18 protein-coding genes are annotated in these 18,832 nt (G+C 70.1%); 13 read left to right on the plus strand and 5 right to left on the minus strand.

What is annotated here, in order from left to right:
• The first annotated feature begins 44 nt into the window (after positions 1–44).
• From BDK92_RS22085 to truA, 9 genes are all read left to right on the plus strand, one after another.
• Positions 45–317 carry a DUF1707 domain-containing protein gene (locus tag BDK92_RS22085; protein ID WP_246017183.1) on the plus strand — a complete coding sequence of 91 codons (273 nt, stop codon included), beginning with the start codon at positions 45–47 and terminating at the stop codon, positions 315–317.
• A 411-nt stretch (positions 318–728) separates the two neighbouring features.
• Entirely contained in the window at positions 729–950 is a 222-nt protein-coding gene (gene infA, locus BDK92_RS22090) for a translation initiation factor IF-1 (RefSeq protein ID WP_007073013.1), read from the plus strand.
• Positions 951–1,063: 113 nt separating this feature from the next.
• Positions 1,064–1,177, plus strand: coding sequence for a 50S ribosomal protein L36 (gene rpmJ / locus BDK92_RS22095; RefSeq protein WP_088982067.1), 114 nt, complete (start codon positions 1,064–1,066; stop codon positions 1,175–1,177).
• 230 nt (positions 1,178–1,407) lie between these two features.
• Positions 1,408–1,788 (plus strand): 30S ribosomal protein S13, encoded by a 381-nt coding sequence (rpsM, locus tag BDK92_RS22100; RefSeq protein ID WP_121158423.1) that lies wholly within the window; start codon positions 1,408–1,410, stop codon positions 1,786–1,788.
• A gap of 63 nt (positions 1,789–1,851) precedes the next feature.
• The gene (gene rpsK, locus BDK92_RS22105; protein WP_007073011.1) at positions 1,852–2,259 is read left to right on the plus strand and encodes a 30S ribosomal protein S11; all 408 of its coding nucleotides are present in this window, start codon (positions 1,852–1,854) and stop codon (positions 2,257–2,259) included.
• A 13-nt stretch (positions 2,260–2,272) separates the two neighbouring features.
• The gene (rpsD, locus tag BDK92_RS22110; RefSeq protein WP_121158424.1) at positions 2,273–2,899 is read left to right on the plus strand and encodes a 30S ribosomal protein S4; all 627 of its coding nucleotides are present in this window, start codon (positions 2,273–2,275) and stop codon (positions 2,897–2,899) included.
• Positions 2,900–3,058: 159 nt separating this feature from the next.
• Positions 3,059–4,081 carry a DNA-directed RNA polymerase subunit alpha gene (locus tag BDK92_RS22115; RefSeq protein WP_121158425.1) on the plus strand — a complete coding sequence of 341 codons (1,023 nt, stop codon included), beginning with the start codon at positions 3,059–3,061 and terminating at the stop codon, positions 4,079–4,081.
• Positions 4,082–4,129: 48 nt separating this feature from the next.
• Complete coding sequence (rplQ, locus tag BDK92_RS22120) at positions 4,130–4,693, plus strand: 50S ribosomal protein L17 (protein WP_121158426.1); 564 nt, start codon at positions 4,130–4,132, stop codon at positions 4,691–4,693.
• 161 nt (positions 4,694–4,854) lie between these two features.
• Positions 4,855–5,685, plus strand: a complete 831-nt coding sequence (truA, locus tag BDK92_RS22125) for a tRNA pseudouridine(38-40) synthase TruA (protein WP_121158427.1) — start codon at positions 4,855–4,857, stop codon at positions 5,683–5,685.
• A 28-nt stretch (positions 5,686–5,713) separates the two neighbouring features.
• Here truA and BDK92_RS22130 read toward each other — a convergent pair whose 3' ends face one another.
• The gene (locus tag BDK92_RS22130) at positions 5,714–6,754 is read right to left on the minus strand and encodes a hypothetical protein (protein ID WP_121158428.1); all 1,041 of its coding nucleotides are present in this window, start codon (positions 6,752–6,754) and stop codon (positions 5,714–5,716) included.
• A gap of 204 nt (positions 6,755–6,958) precedes the next feature.
• On the opposite strand from BDK92_RS22130, the gene BDK92_RS38525 reads away from it, so the two are divergent.
• From BDK92_RS38525 to BDK92_RS22145, 4 genes are all read left to right on the plus strand, one after another.
• A complete protein-coding gene (locus BDK92_RS38525; protein WP_147457087.1) occupies positions 6,959–7,381 on the plus strand; it encodes a hypothetical protein in 423 nt (140 codons plus the stop codon).
• 366 nt (positions 7,382–7,747) lie between these two features.
• Complete coding sequence (locus BDK92_RS22135; protein ID WP_121158429.1) at positions 7,748–8,353, plus strand: class I SAM-dependent methyltransferase; 606 nt, start codon at positions 7,748–7,750, stop codon at positions 8,351–8,353.
• A gap of 64 nt (positions 8,354–8,417) precedes the next feature.
• Positions 8,418–10,097 carry an ABC-F family ATP-binding cassette domain-containing protein gene (locus tag BDK92_RS22140; RefSeq protein WP_121158430.1) on the plus strand — a complete coding sequence of 560 codons (1,680 nt, stop codon included), beginning with the start codon at positions 8,418–8,420 and terminating at the stop codon, positions 10,095–10,097.
• A gap of 102 nt (positions 10,098–10,199) precedes the next feature.
• A complete protein-coding gene (locus BDK92_RS22145; protein WP_121158431.1) occupies positions 10,200–11,144 on the plus strand; it encodes an aldo/keto reductase in 945 nt (314 codons plus the stop codon).
• 75 nt (positions 11,145–11,219) lie between these two features.
• Here the strand turns inward: BDK92_RS22145 and BDK92_RS22150 are convergent, their stop codons facing one another.
• The 4 genes from BDK92_RS22150 to BDK92_RS22165 form a co-directional block, all read right to left on the minus strand.
• Positions 11,220–11,426, minus strand: a complete 207-nt coding sequence (locus BDK92_RS22150) for a DUF397 domain-containing protein (RefSeq protein ID WP_121158432.1) — start codon at positions 11,424–11,426, stop codon at positions 11,220–11,222.
• Positions 11,427–11,433: 7 nt separating this feature from the next.
• Positions 11,434–12,285 (minus strand): DUF5753 domain-containing protein, encoded by an 852-nt coding sequence (locus BDK92_RS22155; RefSeq protein ID WP_121158433.1) that lies wholly within the window; start codon positions 12,283–12,285, stop codon positions 11,434–11,436.
• Positions 12,286–12,288: 3 nt separating this feature from the next.
• Positions 12,289–12,804: a hypothetical protein gene (locus tag BDK92_RS22160; protein ID WP_121158434.1), complete on the minus strand. Its 516-nt coding sequence runs from the start codon at positions 12,802–12,804 to the stop codon at positions 12,289–12,291.
• Between the two features lie 198 nt (positions 12,805–13,002).
• On the minus strand, positions 13,003–18,792 hold the full coding sequence (locus tag BDK92_RS22165; protein WP_121158435.1) for a ThuA domain-containing protein: 5,790 nt from the start codon (positions 18,790–18,792) through the stop codon (positions 13,003–13,005).
• Positions 18,793–18,832: the final 40 nt, after the last annotated feature.

Raw genomic sequence — 18,832 nt, forward strand, 5'->3', positions numbered from 1 at the left:
CGTGACTGTGGCTTGCTCGTGCCCGCACACAAGGCGAGGTGCGGGTGGCGGACCCCGATCGCCAGGCGGCCGCCGAGCGACTCCCGGTCGCGGTTGATGAGGGCTGGCTCGACCGGTACGGGCACGATGAACGTTTGCGGGCGACGTACGCAGCGCAGAGGTATGCGGAGCCGTACGGCCATGTCCAGCGGTCCACTGGAACCGGCGGTACCGGAACCAGGCGGGACTGGTCGCGGCGGGCGGTCGGTGGCATCCGACCCACTGGTTCCCGGCCCGGACGGTCGTTGTCCCGGGGAGACCCGCCGTTGGCTGCCTGAGAACCGGACGCCGTACGTCTCGGTCGTCGTTATGGCGACCGTCGGCCGGGCCGGGCCGGGGGTGGTCGGGGCGGTCGGGGCGGTCGGATCGGCGGCGACGGACGGGGTGGACAGGCGGTTGGTGCCGGAGTCGTCGAGCGCTCACAGAGACTGGCAACTCGGTGGAGAGGCCGACTAGTATCGGCTGGTTCGTCCGTTCCGCCACACCGGTGCCCCCTCGGTTTGGCGTCGATCCGTGGGCGAGCGTACACTGGCTGATCGGCGCACAGCGTCCACTCCGGCATGCCCACCCTGCGCTTCGGTGGGAGTCGGAGCCGCGGCTGGTCCGGTTGACTGATCTTGATTGAGGCAGGCATCCGGGTAAGGCGTTGTGAGCCGTCCGGAGTTACCGACGTCAGGACAGCGGAGGACATGCCGAAAAAAGACGGAGCCATCGAGATTGAGGGCCGGGTCATTGAGCCGCTCCCGAACGCCATGTTTCGGGTCGAGCTCGCGAACGGCCACAAGGTGCTGGCTCACATCAGCGGCAAGATGCGGCAGCACTACATCCGCATCCTGCCCGAGGACCGGGTTGTCGTCGAGCTTTCGCCGTACGACCTGACCCGCGGGCGCATCGTCTACCGCTACAAGTGAATCCGGGTTCGGATTCAGTCATCTGACGACGGCCGGAACGTCCGTGTCCGTCCTCGAAGTCCAGCGCCGTGCGTGTGTACGTCGCTGGGCCTTATGGGAAGTAAGGCAAACCCGTGAAGGTCAAGCCGAGCGTCAAGCGGATCTGCAACAAGTGCCGGGTGATCCGCCGGCACGGCCGGGTCATGATCATTTGCAGCGACCCGCGCCACAAGCAGCGCCAGGGCTGATCCGGTCGGCCGGCCACTAGACAGGCCGGTGCCGGGCAGCCTCGTCGCCGATCCGCAAGCGCCAGAGGATCCAGTAACACAGCAATAGCTCGTCCCAGCCGCGAGCGTGCCGTCGTGTCATGCGTCGGTTCTCGTGGCTCACCCCCGGTCGGAGGCCGGGGCCCGCCGGGGCAGGCGGGATGGGGTGGGCCAGAGACCTCCGCGAGACAACACGAGGAGTACGCCCGCGCATGGCACGTCTAGCCGGCGTCGACCTCCCCCGCGAAAAGCGGATGGAGATCGCGCTCACTTACATTTTCGGGGTCGGTCGGACCCGGGCCGTCGAAACGCTCGCCGCGACCGGGATCTCTCCGGACAAGCGCGCCAAGGACCTCACGGACGAGGAGCTGGTCCAGCTCCGCGACCACATCGAGGCGAACTACAAGGTTGAGGGTGACCTGCGCCGCGAGGTTGCCGCTGATATCCGCCGCAAGGTCGAGATCGGTTGCTACGAGGGCATCCGGCACCGCCGGGGCCTGCCCGTACGTGGTCAGCGGACCCGTACCAACGCCCGGACCCGCAAGGGCCCGAAGCGGACCGTGGCAGGCAAGAAGAAGGCCGGCCGGAAGTAACAACCGCTCCGGCCACGTCCTCAGGACACGGCCGGGTATCCCACACTAGGAGCGCACAGACTTATGCCACCGAAGGCTCGCGCCGGAGCCGCTGTAAAGAAGGTTCGGCGCAAGGAACGCAAGAACGTCGCCCACGGGCAGGCGCACATCAAGAGCACCTTCAACAACACCATCGTGTCCATCACGGACCCGACTGGTGCGGTCATCTCCTGGGCCTCCGCCGGCCAGGTTGGCTTCAAGGGCTCCCGCAAGTCGACTCCGTTCGCCGCGCAGCTGGCCGCCGAGGCGGCCGCCCGTCGGGCGATGGAGCACGGCATGCGCAAGGTCGACGTGTTCGTCAAGGGCCCCGGCTCCGGCCGGGAGACCGCTATCCGTTCGCTGCAGGCCGTCGGGCTGGAGGTCGGGCAGATCTCCGACGTCACCCCGCAGCCGCACAACGGGTGCCGTCCGCCGAAGCGTCGTCGGGTCTGAGAGGTAGAGAGAGATGGCTCGTTACACCGGTGCAGACTGCCGCCGTTGCCGGCGGGAGAAGATGAAGCTGTTCCTCAAGGGCAGCAAGTGCGATGGCCCGAAGTGCCCGTTCGAGTCCCGGCCGTTCCCGCCCGGACAGCACGGCCGGGGTCGGACCAAGGAGACCGAGTACCTGCTCCAGCTTCGTGAGAAGCAGAAGGCCCGTCGTGTCTACGGCGTGCTGGAGAAGCAGTTCCGCGGTTACTACGAGGAGGCCGTGGCCAAGCAGGCGAAGACCGGTGAGGTCCTCCTGCAGATCCTCGAGTCGCGGCTGGACAACGTGGTCTACCGGGCTGGCTACGCCCAGTCCCGGGACATGGCCCGCCAGCTGGTCAAGCACGGTCACTTCATCGTGAACGGCAAGAAGGTCGACATCCCGTCGTACCGCATCAAGGAACACGACATCATCGAGGTCCGGGGCAAGTCCAAGGAAATGACCCCGTTCGTCGTCGCGCAGGCCCAGTCGGGCTCGCGCACGGTGCCGGCCTGGCTGGAGGCAATCCCCAGCCAGATGAAGATCCTGGTGCACTCGCTCCCGGCCCGGCAGGTCATCGACACGCAGGTCCAGGAACAGCTGATCGTCGAGCTCTACTCCAAGTAGGGCTGAACCGCTCGGATCGGTCCGGGGTCGGCCGTACGGCACGCCAGTGGTGCGCCGTACGGCCGGTCCCGGGTCCGGTCCCGGGTGGTCGCCAGTTCGCTGGCATGGCGGTAAAGACGGGCGTCAAATGGTGGGCGCCCCGAAACAAGGAGAACTGAAGTGCTCATCACCCAGCGGCCGACCCTCTCGGAGGAGTCGATCAGCGAGACCCGGTCCCGGTTCACGATCGAACCGCTCGAGCCGGGCTTCGGTTACACCCTGGGCAACAGCCTGCGCCGTACGCTGCTGTCGTCCATCCCGGGCGCGGCCGTGACGTCGATCAAGATTGACGGCGTGCTGCACGAGTTCACCACGATCCCCGGTGTCAAGGAGGACGTGGTCGAGCTGGTCATGAACGTCAAGGAGCTCTGCGTCAGCTCCGACCACGACGAGCCGGTCAGCATGTACCTGCGCAAGCAGGGCCCCGGCGATGTCACCGCCGCGGACATCCAGCCGCCGGCCGGGGTGTCGGTGCACACCGGTGACCTCAAGCTCGCCACCCTGAACGGCAAGGGCCGGCTCGACATGGAGCTGACCGTCGAGCGGGGCCGGGGTTACGTCACCGCCGCGCAGAACAAGCAGTCCGGCGCCGAGATCGGCCGGATTCCGGTCGACTCGATCTACTCGCCGGTGCTGAAGGTGACCTACCGGGTCGAGGCGACCCGGGTCGAGCAGCGGACGGACTTCGACCGCCTGATCATCGACGTCGAGACCAAGGCGTCGATCGGCCCGCGTACCGCTCTGGCGTCCGCCGGTTCCACCCTGGTCGAGCTCTTCGGCCTGGCCCGGGAGCTGGACGAGACGGCGGAGGGCATCGACATCGGCCCGTCGCCGCAGGACGCGCAGCTCGCTGCCGACCTGGCACTGCCGATCGAGGAGCTCGACCTCACCGTCCGCTCCTACAACTGCCTCAAGCGCGAGGGCATCAACTCTGTTGGTGAGCTCATCGGGCGTACCGAGGCAGACCTCCTCGACATCCGGAATTTCGGTCAGAAGTCGATCGACGAGGTCAAGATGAAGCTCGCCGGGATGGGCCTGGGGCTGAAGGACTCTGCCCCCAACTTCGACCCGGCGCACGTCGTGGACACCTTTGGCGAGGGCGACTACGACACCGACGACTACCGCGAGACCGAGCAGCTTTGATTTTCGGCTAGCTGGAGATCAGCTGCCCACTACTGAGGAGCACCAAGCATGCCCACGCCCACCAAGGGTCCCCGCCTCGGCGGCAGCCCCGCGCACGAGCGGCTGATGCTGGCCAACCTGGCCACCGCGCTGTTCCAGCACGGCAAGATCAAGACGACCGAGACCAAGGCCAAGCGGCTGCGGCCCCTGGCGGAGCAGTTGATCACCAAGGCGAAGCGCGGCGACCTGGCCAGCCGTCGTAAGGTGCTCGGCACGGTGCGGGACAAGGACGTCGTCTACACCCTGTTCGACCAGATCGCCCCCCGGTACGCGAACCGTCCCGGTGGCTACACCCGGATCGTGAAGACCGGGCCGCGTAAGGGCGACAACGCCCCCATGGCGATCATCGAGCTGGTCGAGGAACTGGTCGTCACCGCCCCGACGGCCGGCACCCCGCAGAAGTCGGCCGCCCGCAAGGCGGCTCAGCAGGACAAGGTCGAGGCGCTCGCCCCCGAGGACGAGACCACCGAGACCCGCCCGGCTGACCAGGACGCCGAGGCACCGGAGTCGGTGTCGGGCGACACGGCGGCTGCCCGCGAGGACAGCGACGAGGCCGACGAAGCCAAGTCCTGACCACAGGCAACGTCGGGCCCGGCACCCCTTCGGGGGTGCCGGGCCCGTGCATTTCCGCCAGCGGTGGGGCGCACCCCCACCCATCGCTTCCGGCCCCGACCACGGCCCCGGCCGCGGCCAGCGCCAGCTCCGCCGATGGCGGCTTCAGAGGAGGTACGGGAGTGGACGGCTACACCCGGGTACGGCTGGACGTCGCCTACGACGGCACCGACTTCTCCGGCTGGGCGGCCCAGCCCGGACGCCGTACCGTCGCCGGTGTTCTGACCGAGACGCTGTCGAAGGTGCTCGGCGCGGATGCGGTGACCGGGCTGACCGTCGCCGGCCGGACCGACGCCGGCGTACACGCCACCGGGCAGGTGTGCCACGTCGACCTGGCGGACGTCGCCTGGAAGCCGCTCGCCGACTCGCTGCTGCGCCGACTCGCCGGGCTCCTGCCGGGTGACGTACGGGTGCGTACGGTCACCGAGGTGCCCGCCGAGTTCGACGCCCGGTTCTCGGCGACCTTCCGCCGCTACGAATACCGGGTGACCGATGCCCCGTACGGGGTGGAGCCGCTGCGTCGGCACGAGATCCTGGCCTGGCCCCGTCCGCTGGAACTCGCCGCCCTGGCACACGCGGCGGCCGGACTCGTCGGCGAGCACGACTTCGCCGCGTACTGCCGGCGCAAGGAGCACGCGACGACGCTGCGCGAGGTCACCCGGCTGGAGTGGCGCCGGGACCCGGACGGGATCCTGGTGGCCACCGTGCAGGCCGACGCGTTCTGCCAGTCGATGGTGCGCAGCCTGGTCGGGGCGATGCTGGTGGCCGGCGACGGGCGTCGACCGGTCGAGTGGCCAGCGAGCCTGTTGACCCGGCGGGAGCGGTCGAGCGAGGTGACCGTGGCGCCGGCCCACGGGCTGACCCTGGTCGAGGTCGGCTATCCCGAGGACCCGGCCGGCTACGCCGACCGCGCGGAACGTACCCGTCGGTTGCGACTGCCGGCGGAGGCCTGACGGCGGACCGGCGTCGGCCCGCGCCGACTCAGGCCGCCGGCTTCGCTTCCAGCGTTGACTCCACCGGTGCGGTCGCCCGCCGTTCCAGGACACCACCGCGCAGATGCAGTTCGATCATGTCGAAGAGGATCTGCCGCGCGTACGGGTCGTTGTCGCCGATCGCCGTCCGATCGGTTTTCGCGATCACGCAGTAGACCAGGAAGTGACCGCGTACGTGCCAGCCGACCTGTGCGGAGGCGAGGGCGATCGCCTCGGTGCCCGAGCCCGCGGCCAGGCCCTGGAACCGACCCTTGCCACCGTCCACGATCGGTTTGATCCGCTGGTGCGCCCACTCGGCACCGGTCGCGTCGGCGAGGTTGAACACGCCCGCGGTGACCAGGTACGCGCCGGTCGGTGACCGCAGCGTGCCGCGTACCACCTGGTCGCAGCCGAGTTCGGCGAGGAGACCGGTGATCTCGCCGGAGGCGGCCGAAGCGCAGTCGTCCGTCGCCTCCGTCCTGAGCACCTGGTACGGCGTCTCTTCGGCATTGATCAGGACCTCGTCGGCGGGGAAGACCTCCGCTTCGGTCAGCGGCGCCGGGTCGACCGTACGAGTGCCGATGTCCCGTGCCTGCGTCGTGGACGCCGGTGGGACGGTCTCTCGGCTGGCCCGGCCCTGCCGCTCGTCGGCCACCATGAAGTAGGCGCTGAGCCCGCAGACGGCGAGCAGGACCAGTGCGCCGAGTCCACCGATCACGAACAGCCAGGTACGCCTCTGGTCGCGCGGCGCTACCGGAGGAGGCCCGTTCCGGCCGACGGCGAGGGCCAGGTCGGTGCCGGGTCGGGCGAGGACCAGGGCGGTACCGGGCCGGGTGCCGTCCGGGCGGGTGGATGCGGGCGGGGTGCCGACCGGGCCGGATCCCCGACCCGGGGTGTGGTCCTGCCTGGGGCCGGCCCGGTCCGGGCGGGCGCGGGCCGGGTCCTGCGCGGTGCCCTGTCCCCGGTCAAGTTCGGCCGCGTCGCGCCAAGCGCGCAGCTGTCCGGTGTTGATCTGTCCGGCCCGGATCTGCGCGACGCTGACCTGGGCCACGCCGGCTCGGGGGCGTACGACCGGAACGCCGGTCGGCGGTCCCTGGGCGGCCGGGTAGCCGTTTGGCGACCCCTGGGCGGCCGGGTAGCCGCTTGGTGACCTCTGGGCGATCCGGCGGGGCGGGGCGGTGGCGGTGCCTGTCCCGGCGGCGCGGGGAGCGGAGACTGCCCGGGTCTCGCCAGTGCGGGTGCGGGGAAGCGGGAGGTGGGGCGAGGTCGTGGGCTGCTGTCGACGGCGGCCCGGTCCGGTGGCAGCCGGTCCGGTGGCAGCGGATCCGGTGGCAGCGGATCCGGCCCGGTCCTGGGCGGTGGCACCGCCCGGCCCTGGGCCGGCCGTAACGATGGTTGCTGTGCCGGGGGCCGGTCGGCGGGCCGGTCGGCAGGCTGGCTCGGGTGCGGGCGCTCGACCGGGTCCACGCGTCGGGCCGGCTCGACCCGCTGGCTGGGCAGGGGCGGCGGACCTGGCGTAGCCAGCCGGCGCGGGGTCGGTGGCGGCAACCAGGCCGGGCCGGAACGCCCGCCCGGTGGCGGCACTCGCCGTTGCTCGCCACCGGTGCGGCCGACCGGGGCGGCGGTACGCTCCTCCGCCTGGCGCTGGCTCGGCGCGGTCGGCCGGTTCCCACCCTGAGCTTGGCTCAGCGGCGGTACCGGAGGAGTCAGGGCGCCGTGCGCGGGCGACCGGGGAGCGGGCGGGGTCTCCTCCTGCTCGTCGTACTCGGCAACGGGGTGCGGGTTGGACCATCCCTGGGACGGCAGCCGATCCCGGCCGGGTCGTACCCGGCTCGCGGTGCGGTCTCCGGACGGGGACCACCCGCCGGGACCGGAACGCTCCCCGTTCGTCATGTCGCTCAGGGTAGTGGAAAGGTCTCATTTGGCGCCTCTCCCCATGAATCACGCCAGGTGAAAGACCAGACATTCGGGCAGGAAACCCTGCGTACGGTGAAGAGCGACCACGGGTGCGACGTGAATCCGGCGGTACGCGAGAATGCGTTGCGTGACCGGCGACCATTACTTCACCCCCCAGCCCGGTGCCGCCCCCGACCGCCGTGAGATCGAGTTCTCGGCCGCCGGGCGGGACTACTCGCTGGTCTCCTCCGGCGGGGTCTTCTCCGCGACCAGGCTCGACCCCGGGACCGCCGTACTGCTGCGTAAGGCCGACCTGCCCGAAGCCGGCAGCACCGGCCCGCTGCTCGATCTGGGCTGCGGCTACGGCCCGATCACCTGTGTGCTGGCCAGCGCGGCACCGGCGGCGACGATCTGGGCGGTCGACGTCAACTCCCGTGCCCGCGACCTGGCCACCGAGAACGCGGCCCGGATCGGCGCCGGCGACCGGGTCCGGGTGGCCGACCCTGACGAGGTGCCCGACGACGTCACCTTCGCCGAGATCTGGTCCAACCCGCCGATCCGGATCGGCAAGGACGGACTGCACACGATGCTCGCCCGCTGGCTACCGAGGCTGGCGCCGGACGGCGTCGGCTGGCTCGTGGTGGCCCGGCACCTCGGTGGCGACTCGTTGCACCGGTGGCTGGAGGAACAGGGCTGGCAGGTGGAGCGACCGGCCAGTCAGAAGGGCTACCGGGTGCTCCGGGTCACCCGGTGACGCCTGCCACCCGCGCACTGAAAGTCGCTGTCGCCGTACCGGTCGGAGAGGGCAGGATGCCGGCGTGGGTTACATAGACGTCGCCGGGGTCGGCTACACGCTGCCGGACGGCCGGGAACTCTTCGCCGACGTGTCGTTCCGGGTCGGTGAGGGTGCCAAGGTGGCCCTGGTCGGGCCGAACGGGGCGGGGAAGACCACCCTGCTGCGCATGGTCGCCGGTGACCTGGCCAGCAAGACCGGCGGTATCGCCCGTTCCGGTGGGCTCGGCGTGATGCGCCAGTTCATCGGCATGATCGGCGACGAATCGACCCTGTACGACCTCGCCCTCTCCATCTCGGCGCCCGCGCTGCGGTCGGCCGGTGCCCGACTGGCCGGCGCCGAGGCGGCACTGCACGCCGCCGAGCTGCGCGGCAAGTACAGCACCGCCGCCGGCAAGGCCCAACTGGCGTACGCGGACGCGCTCGCCGCCTGGGGAGAGGCCGGCGGGTACGACGCCGAGGTCCTCTTCGACACCGTCTCCACCATCGTGCTCGACCTGCCCTGGGAACAGAGCCGGACCCGACCCGTGCGGACCCTCTCCGGCGGCCAGCAGAAGCGGTTCGCACTGGAGATCCTGCTTCGCGGCAGCGACGAGGTGCTGCTCCTCGACGAGCCGGACAACTTCCTCGACGTACCGGGTAAGCGGTGGTTGGAGGGACGGCTTCGGGAATCGACGAAGTCGGTGCTCTACGTCTCGCACGACCGGGAACTGCTCTCCCAGACCTCCAACCGGGTGGTCGCGGTCGAGGGCGGCAGCGCCTGGGTGCACCCGGGCGGTTTCGGTAGCTGGCACGAGGCTCGGGTGGCTCGGCACGCCCGCCTGGACGAGCTGCGTCGCCGCTGGGACGAGGAGCACCAGAAGCTACGTGAGCTGGTGCTGATGTACAAGCAGAAGTCGGCGTACAACGACGGCCTGGCCTCGCGTTACCAGGCCGCGCAGACTCGCCTGCGCAAGTTCGAGGAGGCTGGGCCTCCTCCGGTGCCGCCGAAGGACCAGGACATCCGGATGAAGCTCGCCGGTGGCCGGACCGGCAAGCGCGCGGTCATCTGCGAGCAGCTCGAACTGGACGGGCTGACCTACCCGTTCGACCTGGAACTCTGGTACGGCGACCGGGTCGCCGTGCTCGGCGCCAACGGGACCGGTAAGTCGCACTTCCTGCGGCTGCTCGCCCGGGGCGGCACCGACCCCGACCCGGCGAACGGTCCGGTCGACGGTGGGCACCTGCTCAAGCCGGTGCTGCACGGCGGGGTGGCCCGACTCGGTGCCCGGGTCCGGCCCGGTCACTTCTCCCAGACCCACGACCGTCCGGAACTGACGGAGAAGACCCTGGTCGAGGTCCTCTGGCGAGGTGATGACCACCGTTCCGGGATGGACCGGCACGCGGCCATGGCATCGCTCAGTCGCTATGAGCTGAGCGCCCAGGGGGACCAGCGTTTCGGCACCCTATCCGGTGGCCAGCAGGCCCGGTTCCTGGTGCTGCTGCTCGAACTCTCCGGTGCGACCCTGCTGCTGCTCGACGAACCCACCGACAACCTCGACCTCGCCTCGGCCGAGGCGCTGGAGGAGGGGCTGCGGGCGTACGAGGGGACGGTGATCGCGGTCACCCACGACCGCTGGTTCACCCGTTCGTTCGACCGCTTTGTGCTCTTCCGGGGCGATGGTGACGTGGTGGAGACCCCGGAACCGGTCTGGGACGTCGGCTGAGGCGTCGGAAACGCGCCCTGGGCACCAAGGAGGGGCTCTCCCACCTTGGGATCGGCCTGCTCGCCCCTGGTCGGGAAGCATAGGGTTGATCACGTGACTGAGATGACCTTTCGCCGGTTGGGCGACTCCGGGCTCGTGGTGTCCGTCGTCGGAATCGGCTGCAACAACTTCGGCCGGAAGCTGGACGCACAGGGCACCCGGGCGGTGGTCGACGCGGCCCTGGAAGCCGGAATCAACTTCTTCGACACCGCCGACATCTACGGCGACCCGAAGGGCGCGTCCGAGGAGCAGCTCGGCGCGGCCCTGAAGGGTCGGCGCGACGACGTCGTACTGGCGACCAAGTTCGGCATGGACATGCTCGGTGCCAACGGGCCCGACCACGGGGCGCGGGGTGCCCGCCGCTACATCGCCCGCGCTGTCGAGGCGTCGCTGCGCCGGCTCGGCACCGACCACATCGACCTCTACCAGATGCACGAGGTCGACCCGGGCACGCCGATCGAGGAGACGCTGAGCGCGCTCGACGACCTGGTCCGCGCCGGCAAGGTCCGCTACCTGGGCAACTCGAACTTCTCCGGCTGGCAGATCGCCGACGCGACGTGGATCTCCCGTACCCGGGGCTACGCACCGTTCATCAGCGCCCAGAACCAGTACAGCCTGGTGGAGCGGCACGTCGAGACCGAGATCGTCCCGGCCGCCCAGCGCTTCGGCCTCGGGCTGCTGCCGTTCTTCCCGCTCGCCAACGGGCTGCTCACCGGAAAGTACAAGCGCGGGGAGCAGGCCCCGGAAGGCAGCCGACTCTCCGGTGGTGGCCGGTACGCGGAGCGGCTCGCCGCCGCACCGTGGGACGCGATCGAGGCGATCGAGAAGTACGCCGCCGAGCGGGGCCTGACCCCGTTGCAGGTGGCGATCGGCGGGCTGGCCGCGCAGCCGGCGGTCACCTCGGTGATCGCGGGTGCGACCACTCCGGAGCAGGCGCGGGCGAATGCCGCCGCCGGTGGCTGGCAGCCCTCCGCAGACGACCTGGTCGCACTGCGCGCCATTCTCTGACCGTTCCCCGGCACCGGCTGATCGTTGCTCGGGACGTTCGAAGGGGCCCGGGGCATGAACTGCCCCGGGCCCCGGTCAACGCGGCTGGTGGCGTAGCGAGGCCAGGAACGCCGACCAGGCAGGCGCGGCGAAGAGGAGCACCGGCCCGCTCGGGTCCTTCGAGTCGCGTACGCCGACCACAGCGGCCGGGCCGGTCAGGTCGGCAACCTCGACGCAGTTCGCGTTGGAGCCGCTGCGGCTGGACTTGCGCCAGTCGGTCTCCGGGCGCGGCGTACCAGTCATCGCGGCCTCACTTCCGCTCGTGTTCGCTGGCGACCCGGGCGATGAAGTTTACCGACGCGAGCGGGCTCAACGCCGCTTCCGCGAGCCGGACCGCCTCCCGCCGGAAGAACTCGACCTGATGCCGTTCCTCCAGGAACAGGCCGGAGATCTTGTGGTCGAGATAGACCACGGACCGGTTGCGCGGAAAGTCCAGCAGGGCGAAGGCACCGTCCAGCCCGGTGTGCGCACCGGCGGCGAGTGGCACCACCCGGAGGGTGATGTTCGGCCGGGCGCTCACCGTGACCAGATGCCGTAGCTGCTCCGCCATCACCTGGTTGCCGCCGACCGGGCGGCGCAACGCGGCCTCGTCGATCAGGGCGTGCAACGCCGGTGGGGTCTCCCGGGTGAGGATCGCCTGCCGGGCCAGCCGGGCGGCGATCCGGGGCGGGGTGTCGACCTTGCGGACACCGCAGGACTCCATCACCGCCCGGGTGTAGTCCGGGGTCTGGAGCAGGCCGGGGACCAGCAACGGCTCGCAGCCGATGATGGTGGTCGCCTCGGCTTCGAGGTGGATCAACGTGCGGGATTCGTCGGAGAGGCCGGCCGCCGCTTCCCACCAGCGGGGCTCGGTGACCCGCTCGACCTGCCCGAGCAGCGCCTCCCGCTCCTCCCCGGTGACCCGGTAGATGACCAGCAGGGCGGTCGCGTCCTCGACCCGTACGTGTTGTCGGCCGTGTTCCAGTCGGGACAGTCGGGACGGTGGCCAGTCGAGTTCGGCTGCCACCTCACGCAGGCTCAGCCGTCGGCGTACGCGTAGTTCTCGGAGCTGCCCGCCGAGGCCGCGACCGACTACGGCGGGTTGGGAACGACGTGGCGCCATCGGTCAACTGTTACGGCTGCGAGCGAGCAGGACGGCCGAGCCGGCGGCGGCGATCAGCAGCGCGCCGCCGATCAGCCACCACACGCCGCGGCTGATCCCGGTCTTCTCGGGCAGCGCGACCGGGTTGCCGGGTGCCGGCTTCGGCGGTGTCTGTTCGGCCTTGGCCTCGACGGCGACCGTCACCTCGGCCGGGGTCGGCGCGGGTGCGCTGACCGTGACCTGCCAGCGGCCGGGGGAGAGGACCGGTCCGCTGGTGTAGAAACCCTGCCCCTCGCCGGAGGGGTTGAGCTGGATCGGCCCGATGGTGTCGCCGCTGGTGCTGGTCGCCTTGAGGACCAACCGGACCAGCGTCTCCAGTTCGTGGCCGTCGGCGTAGCTGGCCCGGATCGTCACCCCGGTAGCACCGTCGCCCGCGACCTGGAGGTTGAGCTTGCCGTCGCGCGCGGCGGCCGGGGCCGCGGCGAGGAACAGCATCGGTACGAGGGCCAGCGCGGCGAGCAGGACTCGCAGGGTTCGCATCAGAGTTTCCTTTCGACGCGCCAACACCCGGTGCGGTGCCACCAGCTCCAGTGTGCGTGGTCGGAGCGGTTCGGCGGCAGTGGCTGTGCTGTCGCGAATCACGGTGCGGTGGGGAGAGGGTGGTGGTACGCCGGGGCGGCCGGCCTGGATGGCCGGCCGCCCCGGGTGCTGGTGCGGTGGTACGGGTGGAACCGAGGGTTAGAGCTTGCCGCCCGGCTTGATCCGGGTCGGGTCCTCAGCGAGACGTCCCGCCCCTTGGACGGGCTTGTCGGCGTTGGCCTTCACACCGGCCTTGGTGGCGGTGCCACCGAGCCGGACGATCATGGCGTCCGCGTCCCGGGTCAGTACGCCGCGTACGTCGGCGTCGGTGACCAGAGCCGTGTCGGCCACCAGCGCCTTGAACGCGGTCAACTGCTGAACCGCCCGCTTGTCGTCACCCGCCGCCTCGGAGTCGCGGACCGCCGTCAGCTTGTTGGTCAGCTGCTTGTGGGCCTTGACGGAGAGCCGGTTGGTGGCCTTGAACCGGTCGATCAGGTTCTGCATGTCCCGGAACGAGGTGGTGACGAAGAACCGCACCGAAGAGGTCGTCTGGTTGCCGGCCTTGTCGGTGGCGGTCACGGTCAGTTCGTGCAGACCCAGCGGAAGGTCGTAGAGGGCCTGCAGGGTGTTGTTCTGGTACGGCTGGCCGTCCAGGGTGCCGATGGTGGCTTCCAGACCGGAGGTCGGGTCGACCGCCTGCCAGGAGACCCGTACGTCGGCACTGTCGCCGTAGAGCTGGCCGTCGGCGAGACCGGAGACCAGGACGGTGGGCTTGGTGCCGTCGATCTTCAGTACGGCCGACTTCAGCGTCTCGGCGTTGCCGGCCGCGTCGGTGGCCCGGTACAGCAGTTCGTGCTGCCCGTCGCCGCTGACACTGACCGCCGTGGTGTACGGCGTCCAGGGGCCGCCGTCGAGCGACCACTCCAGCTTGCTGACACCCGCACCCGCGTCCTGGGCGGCCAACGTCACCGGGATGGTCCCGGCGTGCCAACCGCTGTCGCTCGGGGGTGCGAAGGTCGCCGAGGTCACCGGCGCGGTGGCGTCGATCTTCACGTCGACGCTCTTCGCCTCCTCGGCGTTGCCGGCCTCGTCGGTGGAGCGGAACCGCACCTGGTGGGCGCCGTCACCGGAGACCAGGATCGGCTCGGTGTAGGCGGTCCAGGTGGTGCCCGCGTCGAGCTGGTACTCGGTGCCGGCCACTCCGCTGCCACCGGCGTTGTCGGTGGCGGTCAGGGTGACCGTGGTGGCGCCGTTGTACCAGCCACCGGTCGGCGTACCGGCCACCGCCGCGGTGGTCACCGGTGCGGTCGAGTCCTCGACCGTGGTGCCCACCCGGAAGTAGTCGAACGTCGCCGGCTTCGACGCCTGCTGGGCCGCGCCGAGGGTGAAGAGGCCGAACTTGGGCGTGGCGCCCACGGCCGCGTTGGTCAGGCTCCCCAACACCGTCCAGTCGGTCCCGTTCGCCGAGTACGACGCGGTGTACGTCGTGCCCGCCTTGGTCAGCCGCAGGTGCCAGATCCCCTGGGTCAGGTCGCCGGCGTTCGGCTGCGGATCCTGCACCGCCGCGGCGATCTCGCTGCGGAACTCGATCCGCCGGGTCAGCGGCTGACCCGCCTGGTTGTCGGCGATGTAGTCCAGCTTGAGGTAGTTGTCGTCGTCGCCGTAGACGATGAGACCGCCCTGCTGGTACTGCTCGTTGAACTGGCTGCCGTCGATCCTGGTCTCGATCGTCCAGTCACCGGCCGGCGCGTTCTGCAGCATGAAGTTCGACGGCGGGGTGCCGCCGGCTCCGTAGATGTCGCCGTTCGGTACGTCGATCTGCAGGCCACCACCGGTCACCCGGTATCCGGCCGGGTCTTCCCGGACGATCGCGTTCCACTTGCACTTGTCCAGGCTGGTGCCGGTGAACTCGTCGGACGGCACAACCGGGCCGGCCGGCTCGTCCGGGGAGAGCTGGAACCAGTCGAACAGCGCGTCCACCACCGGGGCGGTGGTGTTGCCGTTCAGCGCGAACAGCCCCACCTTCGGGTTCTCGATCCCGGCGATCGGGGTCGAGCGGCCGACCGGGACGAAGGTCTGGCCGTCGGCCGAGAAGGCCGCGGTCAGGTTGGTGCCGTCGCTGATCAGGCGCACGTAGAACGTGTCACCCAGACCGGCCGGTGCCGGGATGGCGTCGGCGGCCTCGTTGCGCGGCGTACCGGCGGTCTCCCGGATGAACTCGATCTTGCGACTGTCGCCGTAGAGCAGGTCCAGCTTGGCGTAGTTCGCGTCGTCGCCGTAGAGGATCAGCCCTGCCTGCTGGTAGTTGGCGGTCGCGCTCAGCGTCACCTTGGTGGTCGCCTGCCAGGCTCCGTTCGGGGCCGGCTGGAGCACCACGTTGGTGGCGTTGTTCGTGCCGCTGTACAGGTCGCCGACCGCGGTCGGCAGCACCAGGTTGCCGTTGGCGACCGAGTAGAGCTGGTTCTCCCGGATCACGGTCGACCAGCGCGACTTGTCCAGCGAGGTGCCGGTGAAGTCGTCCGAGCGCGCCCCGAAGCAGGACGTGTTCGGCGCGGTCACCTGGACCGGGACGTAGACGCTGGTGGAGGCACCACGGGCGTCGGTCACGGTCAGGGTGGCGGTGAAGTTGCCCGCCACGGTGTACGTGTGGTTGGCGTTGGCGGTGTTCGCCGTACCGCCGTCACCGAAGTCCCACGCGTACGTGAACGGGGCGTCGTTCTCCGGGTCGGTCGCCGTACTCGTGAAGGCGACCGCCACCGGCGCGACGCCGGCGGTCGGGTTCGCTGCGGCGGTGACGACCGGCGGGGCGTTGTCGGTGACACCCCGGCCGAGGAAGTCGACCCAGTTCACGTTGATGATCGCGCCGGTCCCGTTGGAACCGACCGGGTTGCGGGCCACGAAGTAGAGCGGACCGCTGACGGTGCTCGGCGTGGTCACGTCGGCGGTGACGTCGACGTAGGTCTGCCAACCACCCGTGTTCGGTACGTCGGCCGTGGCGACCGTGGGGCCGTCCGGTGCGCCGACGCGGACCTCGATCCGCCCGCCGCCGCCGGCCGAGGCCGCGCGGAACCGGAGCGAGTCGATGCCGGTCAGGTTCGCCGGGTCGAAGGTCCACCAGTCGTCGGCCTCGATGAAGCCGATGTTCTCGAAGCCGCCAGCGGGGTCGCTGGTCGCCTGCCGCGCCACACCCGGGTCACCCGAGCTGGTGCTGCCGGCCAGCCGGCCGGTGGCGGAGAAGTACTCCGCCTGCTTGCGCTTCGGCTGGAGCTGCTCGATCGCCCGCCCGGTCAGGGCGTGCGAACCGCCGGCGCCGCCGCCGTCGGTGTAGACCGCCTCGAACACACCGAAGACGTTCGCCTCGGCGCCGTGCCCGGAGGCGAGCAGCGTCTGGACCGAACCCTCGCAGCCGGTGTACGACTGCAGGGGGTGCGCGTGCTGGTCGTGGCCGAGGTAGTACTGCAGCACCACCCGGTCACAGTCGATCGTGCCGTCCTCCGGGTCGGTCACGTTGACCTTGTACTTGACCAGGTCGCCCCACTCGAAGAAGCCGCCGTCCGGCGGGAACTCGATGGCGACCGTCGGCGCGGTGTTGCCGACCGTGACCGGTATGTTCGCGACCGCGGTCCGCCCCTTCGGGTTGGTGACCGTGAGCTGCGCGTTGTAGTTGCCCGCCGCCGCGTAGGTGTGCGACGGGTTCGCCTCGGTCGAGGTGGCGTTGTCGCCGAAGTTCCAGGCGTACGTCAGTGCGCCACCGTCCGGGTCACGCGACCCGGCGCTGGAGAACTGCACCGCCAACGGCGCCGGACCCGACGCGGGCTCGGCGTTTGCCACCGCGATCGGCGACCGCTCACCGGCGATGTAGTCGATCCGGTAGATGCCCGAGTTGTCGTTGTTGCCGCCGAAGCCGGTACCCCACTCGATCAGGTACAGCGCCCCGTCCGGACCGAACTCGAAGTCCATCGGCCGCAACATGGTCATGCCGGTCAGCAGTTGGTTGATGTCGACCAGCGACTTGCCGTCGGCACTGACCTGCATGGTGTACATCTTGTTCTGGTTCCACTCGCCGAGCAGCGCCTTGCCGTCGTAGTACGCCGGCCACTTCCGCTCCGAGTTCAGGTTCTCGTCGTACCGGTAGACCGGGCCGCCCATCGGCGCACCGCCGCCGCCGATCTCCGGATACAGCGGGTTGCCGCTGTAGTCGAAGTCGACCGTGGCCGAGATGGCCGGCGGCAGGTTGGTCAGACCGGTGTTGTTCGGCGAGTTGTTCACCGGTGCGGCACAGTCGAACTTCGCCCCACTCGGCCCGGACGGGAAGGTCCAGTCGTTGTACGCGTAGTTCGCACCGTGGCAGTACGGCCAGCCGTAGTTGCCCGGCGTGACGATGTTCCACTCGACCGTGCCCTCAGGACCACGGTTCGGGTTCGCGGCACCGGCGTCCGGTCCGTAGTCACCCACGTACAGGGTGTTGGTCTCCGGGTCGACGCCGATCCGGAACGGGTTCCGGAAGCCCATCGCGTAGATCTCGGGCTTGGTCTGCGCGGTGCCCGGCGGGAAGAGGTTGCCCACCGGAACGGTGTAGGTGCCGTCGTTCTCCGGGTGGATCCGGAGCACCTTGCCGCGCAGGTCGTTGGTGTTGCCCGAGGAACGCTGCGCGTCGTAGTCCTGCCGGCCCGGCCGCTCGTCGATCGGGGTGAAGGAGTCCGACTCGAACGGGTTGGTGTTGTCACCGAGCGCCAGGTACAGGTTCCCCTGGCTGTCGAAGGTGATGCTGCCGCCCGCGTGGCAGCAGGTGTTGCGCTGCGTCGGGACCTGGAGCACGACCTTCTCGGTGGCCGGGTCGATGGTGTCGCCTTCGACCGTGAACCGGGAGAGGTAGTTACGGGCCGCCCCACCGGCGGGGGCGTAGTAGACGTACACCCACTTGTTGGTGGCGAAGCCCGGGTCGAGCTGGATACCGAGCAGGCCGTCCTCGTTGCCGGTGAAGACCGGCAGGGTGACCGCGGTGACGGTGGTGCCGGTGTCCGGCTTGATGATCTGGATCCGGCCGTCGCGCTCGACGTAGAAGACCCGCCCGTCGGGGGCGATGTCCAGCTCCATCGGGTTGTTGGTGTTGCTGTCCAGCGACACCTTCTCGAAGCTGCTGGTCTTCGAGGCGCTGCAGTCGGCGTCCACCACACCCGCGGCGGTCTCGATGCCGCCGAGCAGGTGGGTGAGGAACTCCGGTTCCGCGTACGACTCGTTGGTGTGGCCACCTCCGGTGTACCAGGCACGGCCACCGTCGTACTCCTGGCACCAGGCGGTCGGGTGGTCGGCGCCCATCGCGCCGGTGCCCGGGGTGTAGCTCCGCTCGTCCAGGCTGGCCAGCACGTGCACGTTCGCGCGCGGGTTGGTCCGGAAGTTGTACCACTCGTCGAAGCGGGACCACTTGTCCGGCAGCCCGGCCGTGGAGGGGTGCGCCGGGTCCTCGACCTTGACCGTGGCCTGCTGGTTCGCCGGGTGCGCGTTGAAGTACGCGCCGACCAGTCCGCCGTACCACGGCCAGTTGTACTCGGTGTCGGACGCGGCGTGGACGCCGACGTAGCCGCCGCCGGCCTTGACGTACCGCTCGAACGACGCCTGCTGGGTGTCGTCGAGCACGTCACCGGTGGTGGAGAGCCAGATCACGGCCTTGTAGTTGGCGAGATTGGCGTCGTTGAACGCGGTCGCGTCCTCGGTAGCGTCGACGGTGAATCCGTTCGCCGCCCCGAGTTGCTGGATGGCCGCGATGCCGGAGGGAATGGAGCCGTGCCGGAACCCGGCGGTCTTGGAGAAGACCAGCACCGAGTACGGATCGGCCGCCGCGGCGGCCGGTGCGGCCTGTGCCGCGGTTGGGGCTGCTACGAGTGCGGTCGCCGTCGAGGTGACGGCGACCGCGAGACTCAGCAGCGCATGGCTGAGGGCGCCGCGCATCGCACGGCGCGGGCGAGGTCTTGACACGAAGGATCTCCTT

Origin of the sequence: Micromonospora pisi (assembly GCF_003633685.1) — a bacterium.
GTDB classification, from domain to species: Bacteria; Actinomycetota; Actinomycetes; order Mycobacteriales; family Micromonosporaceae; genus Micromonospora_G; species Micromonospora_G pisi.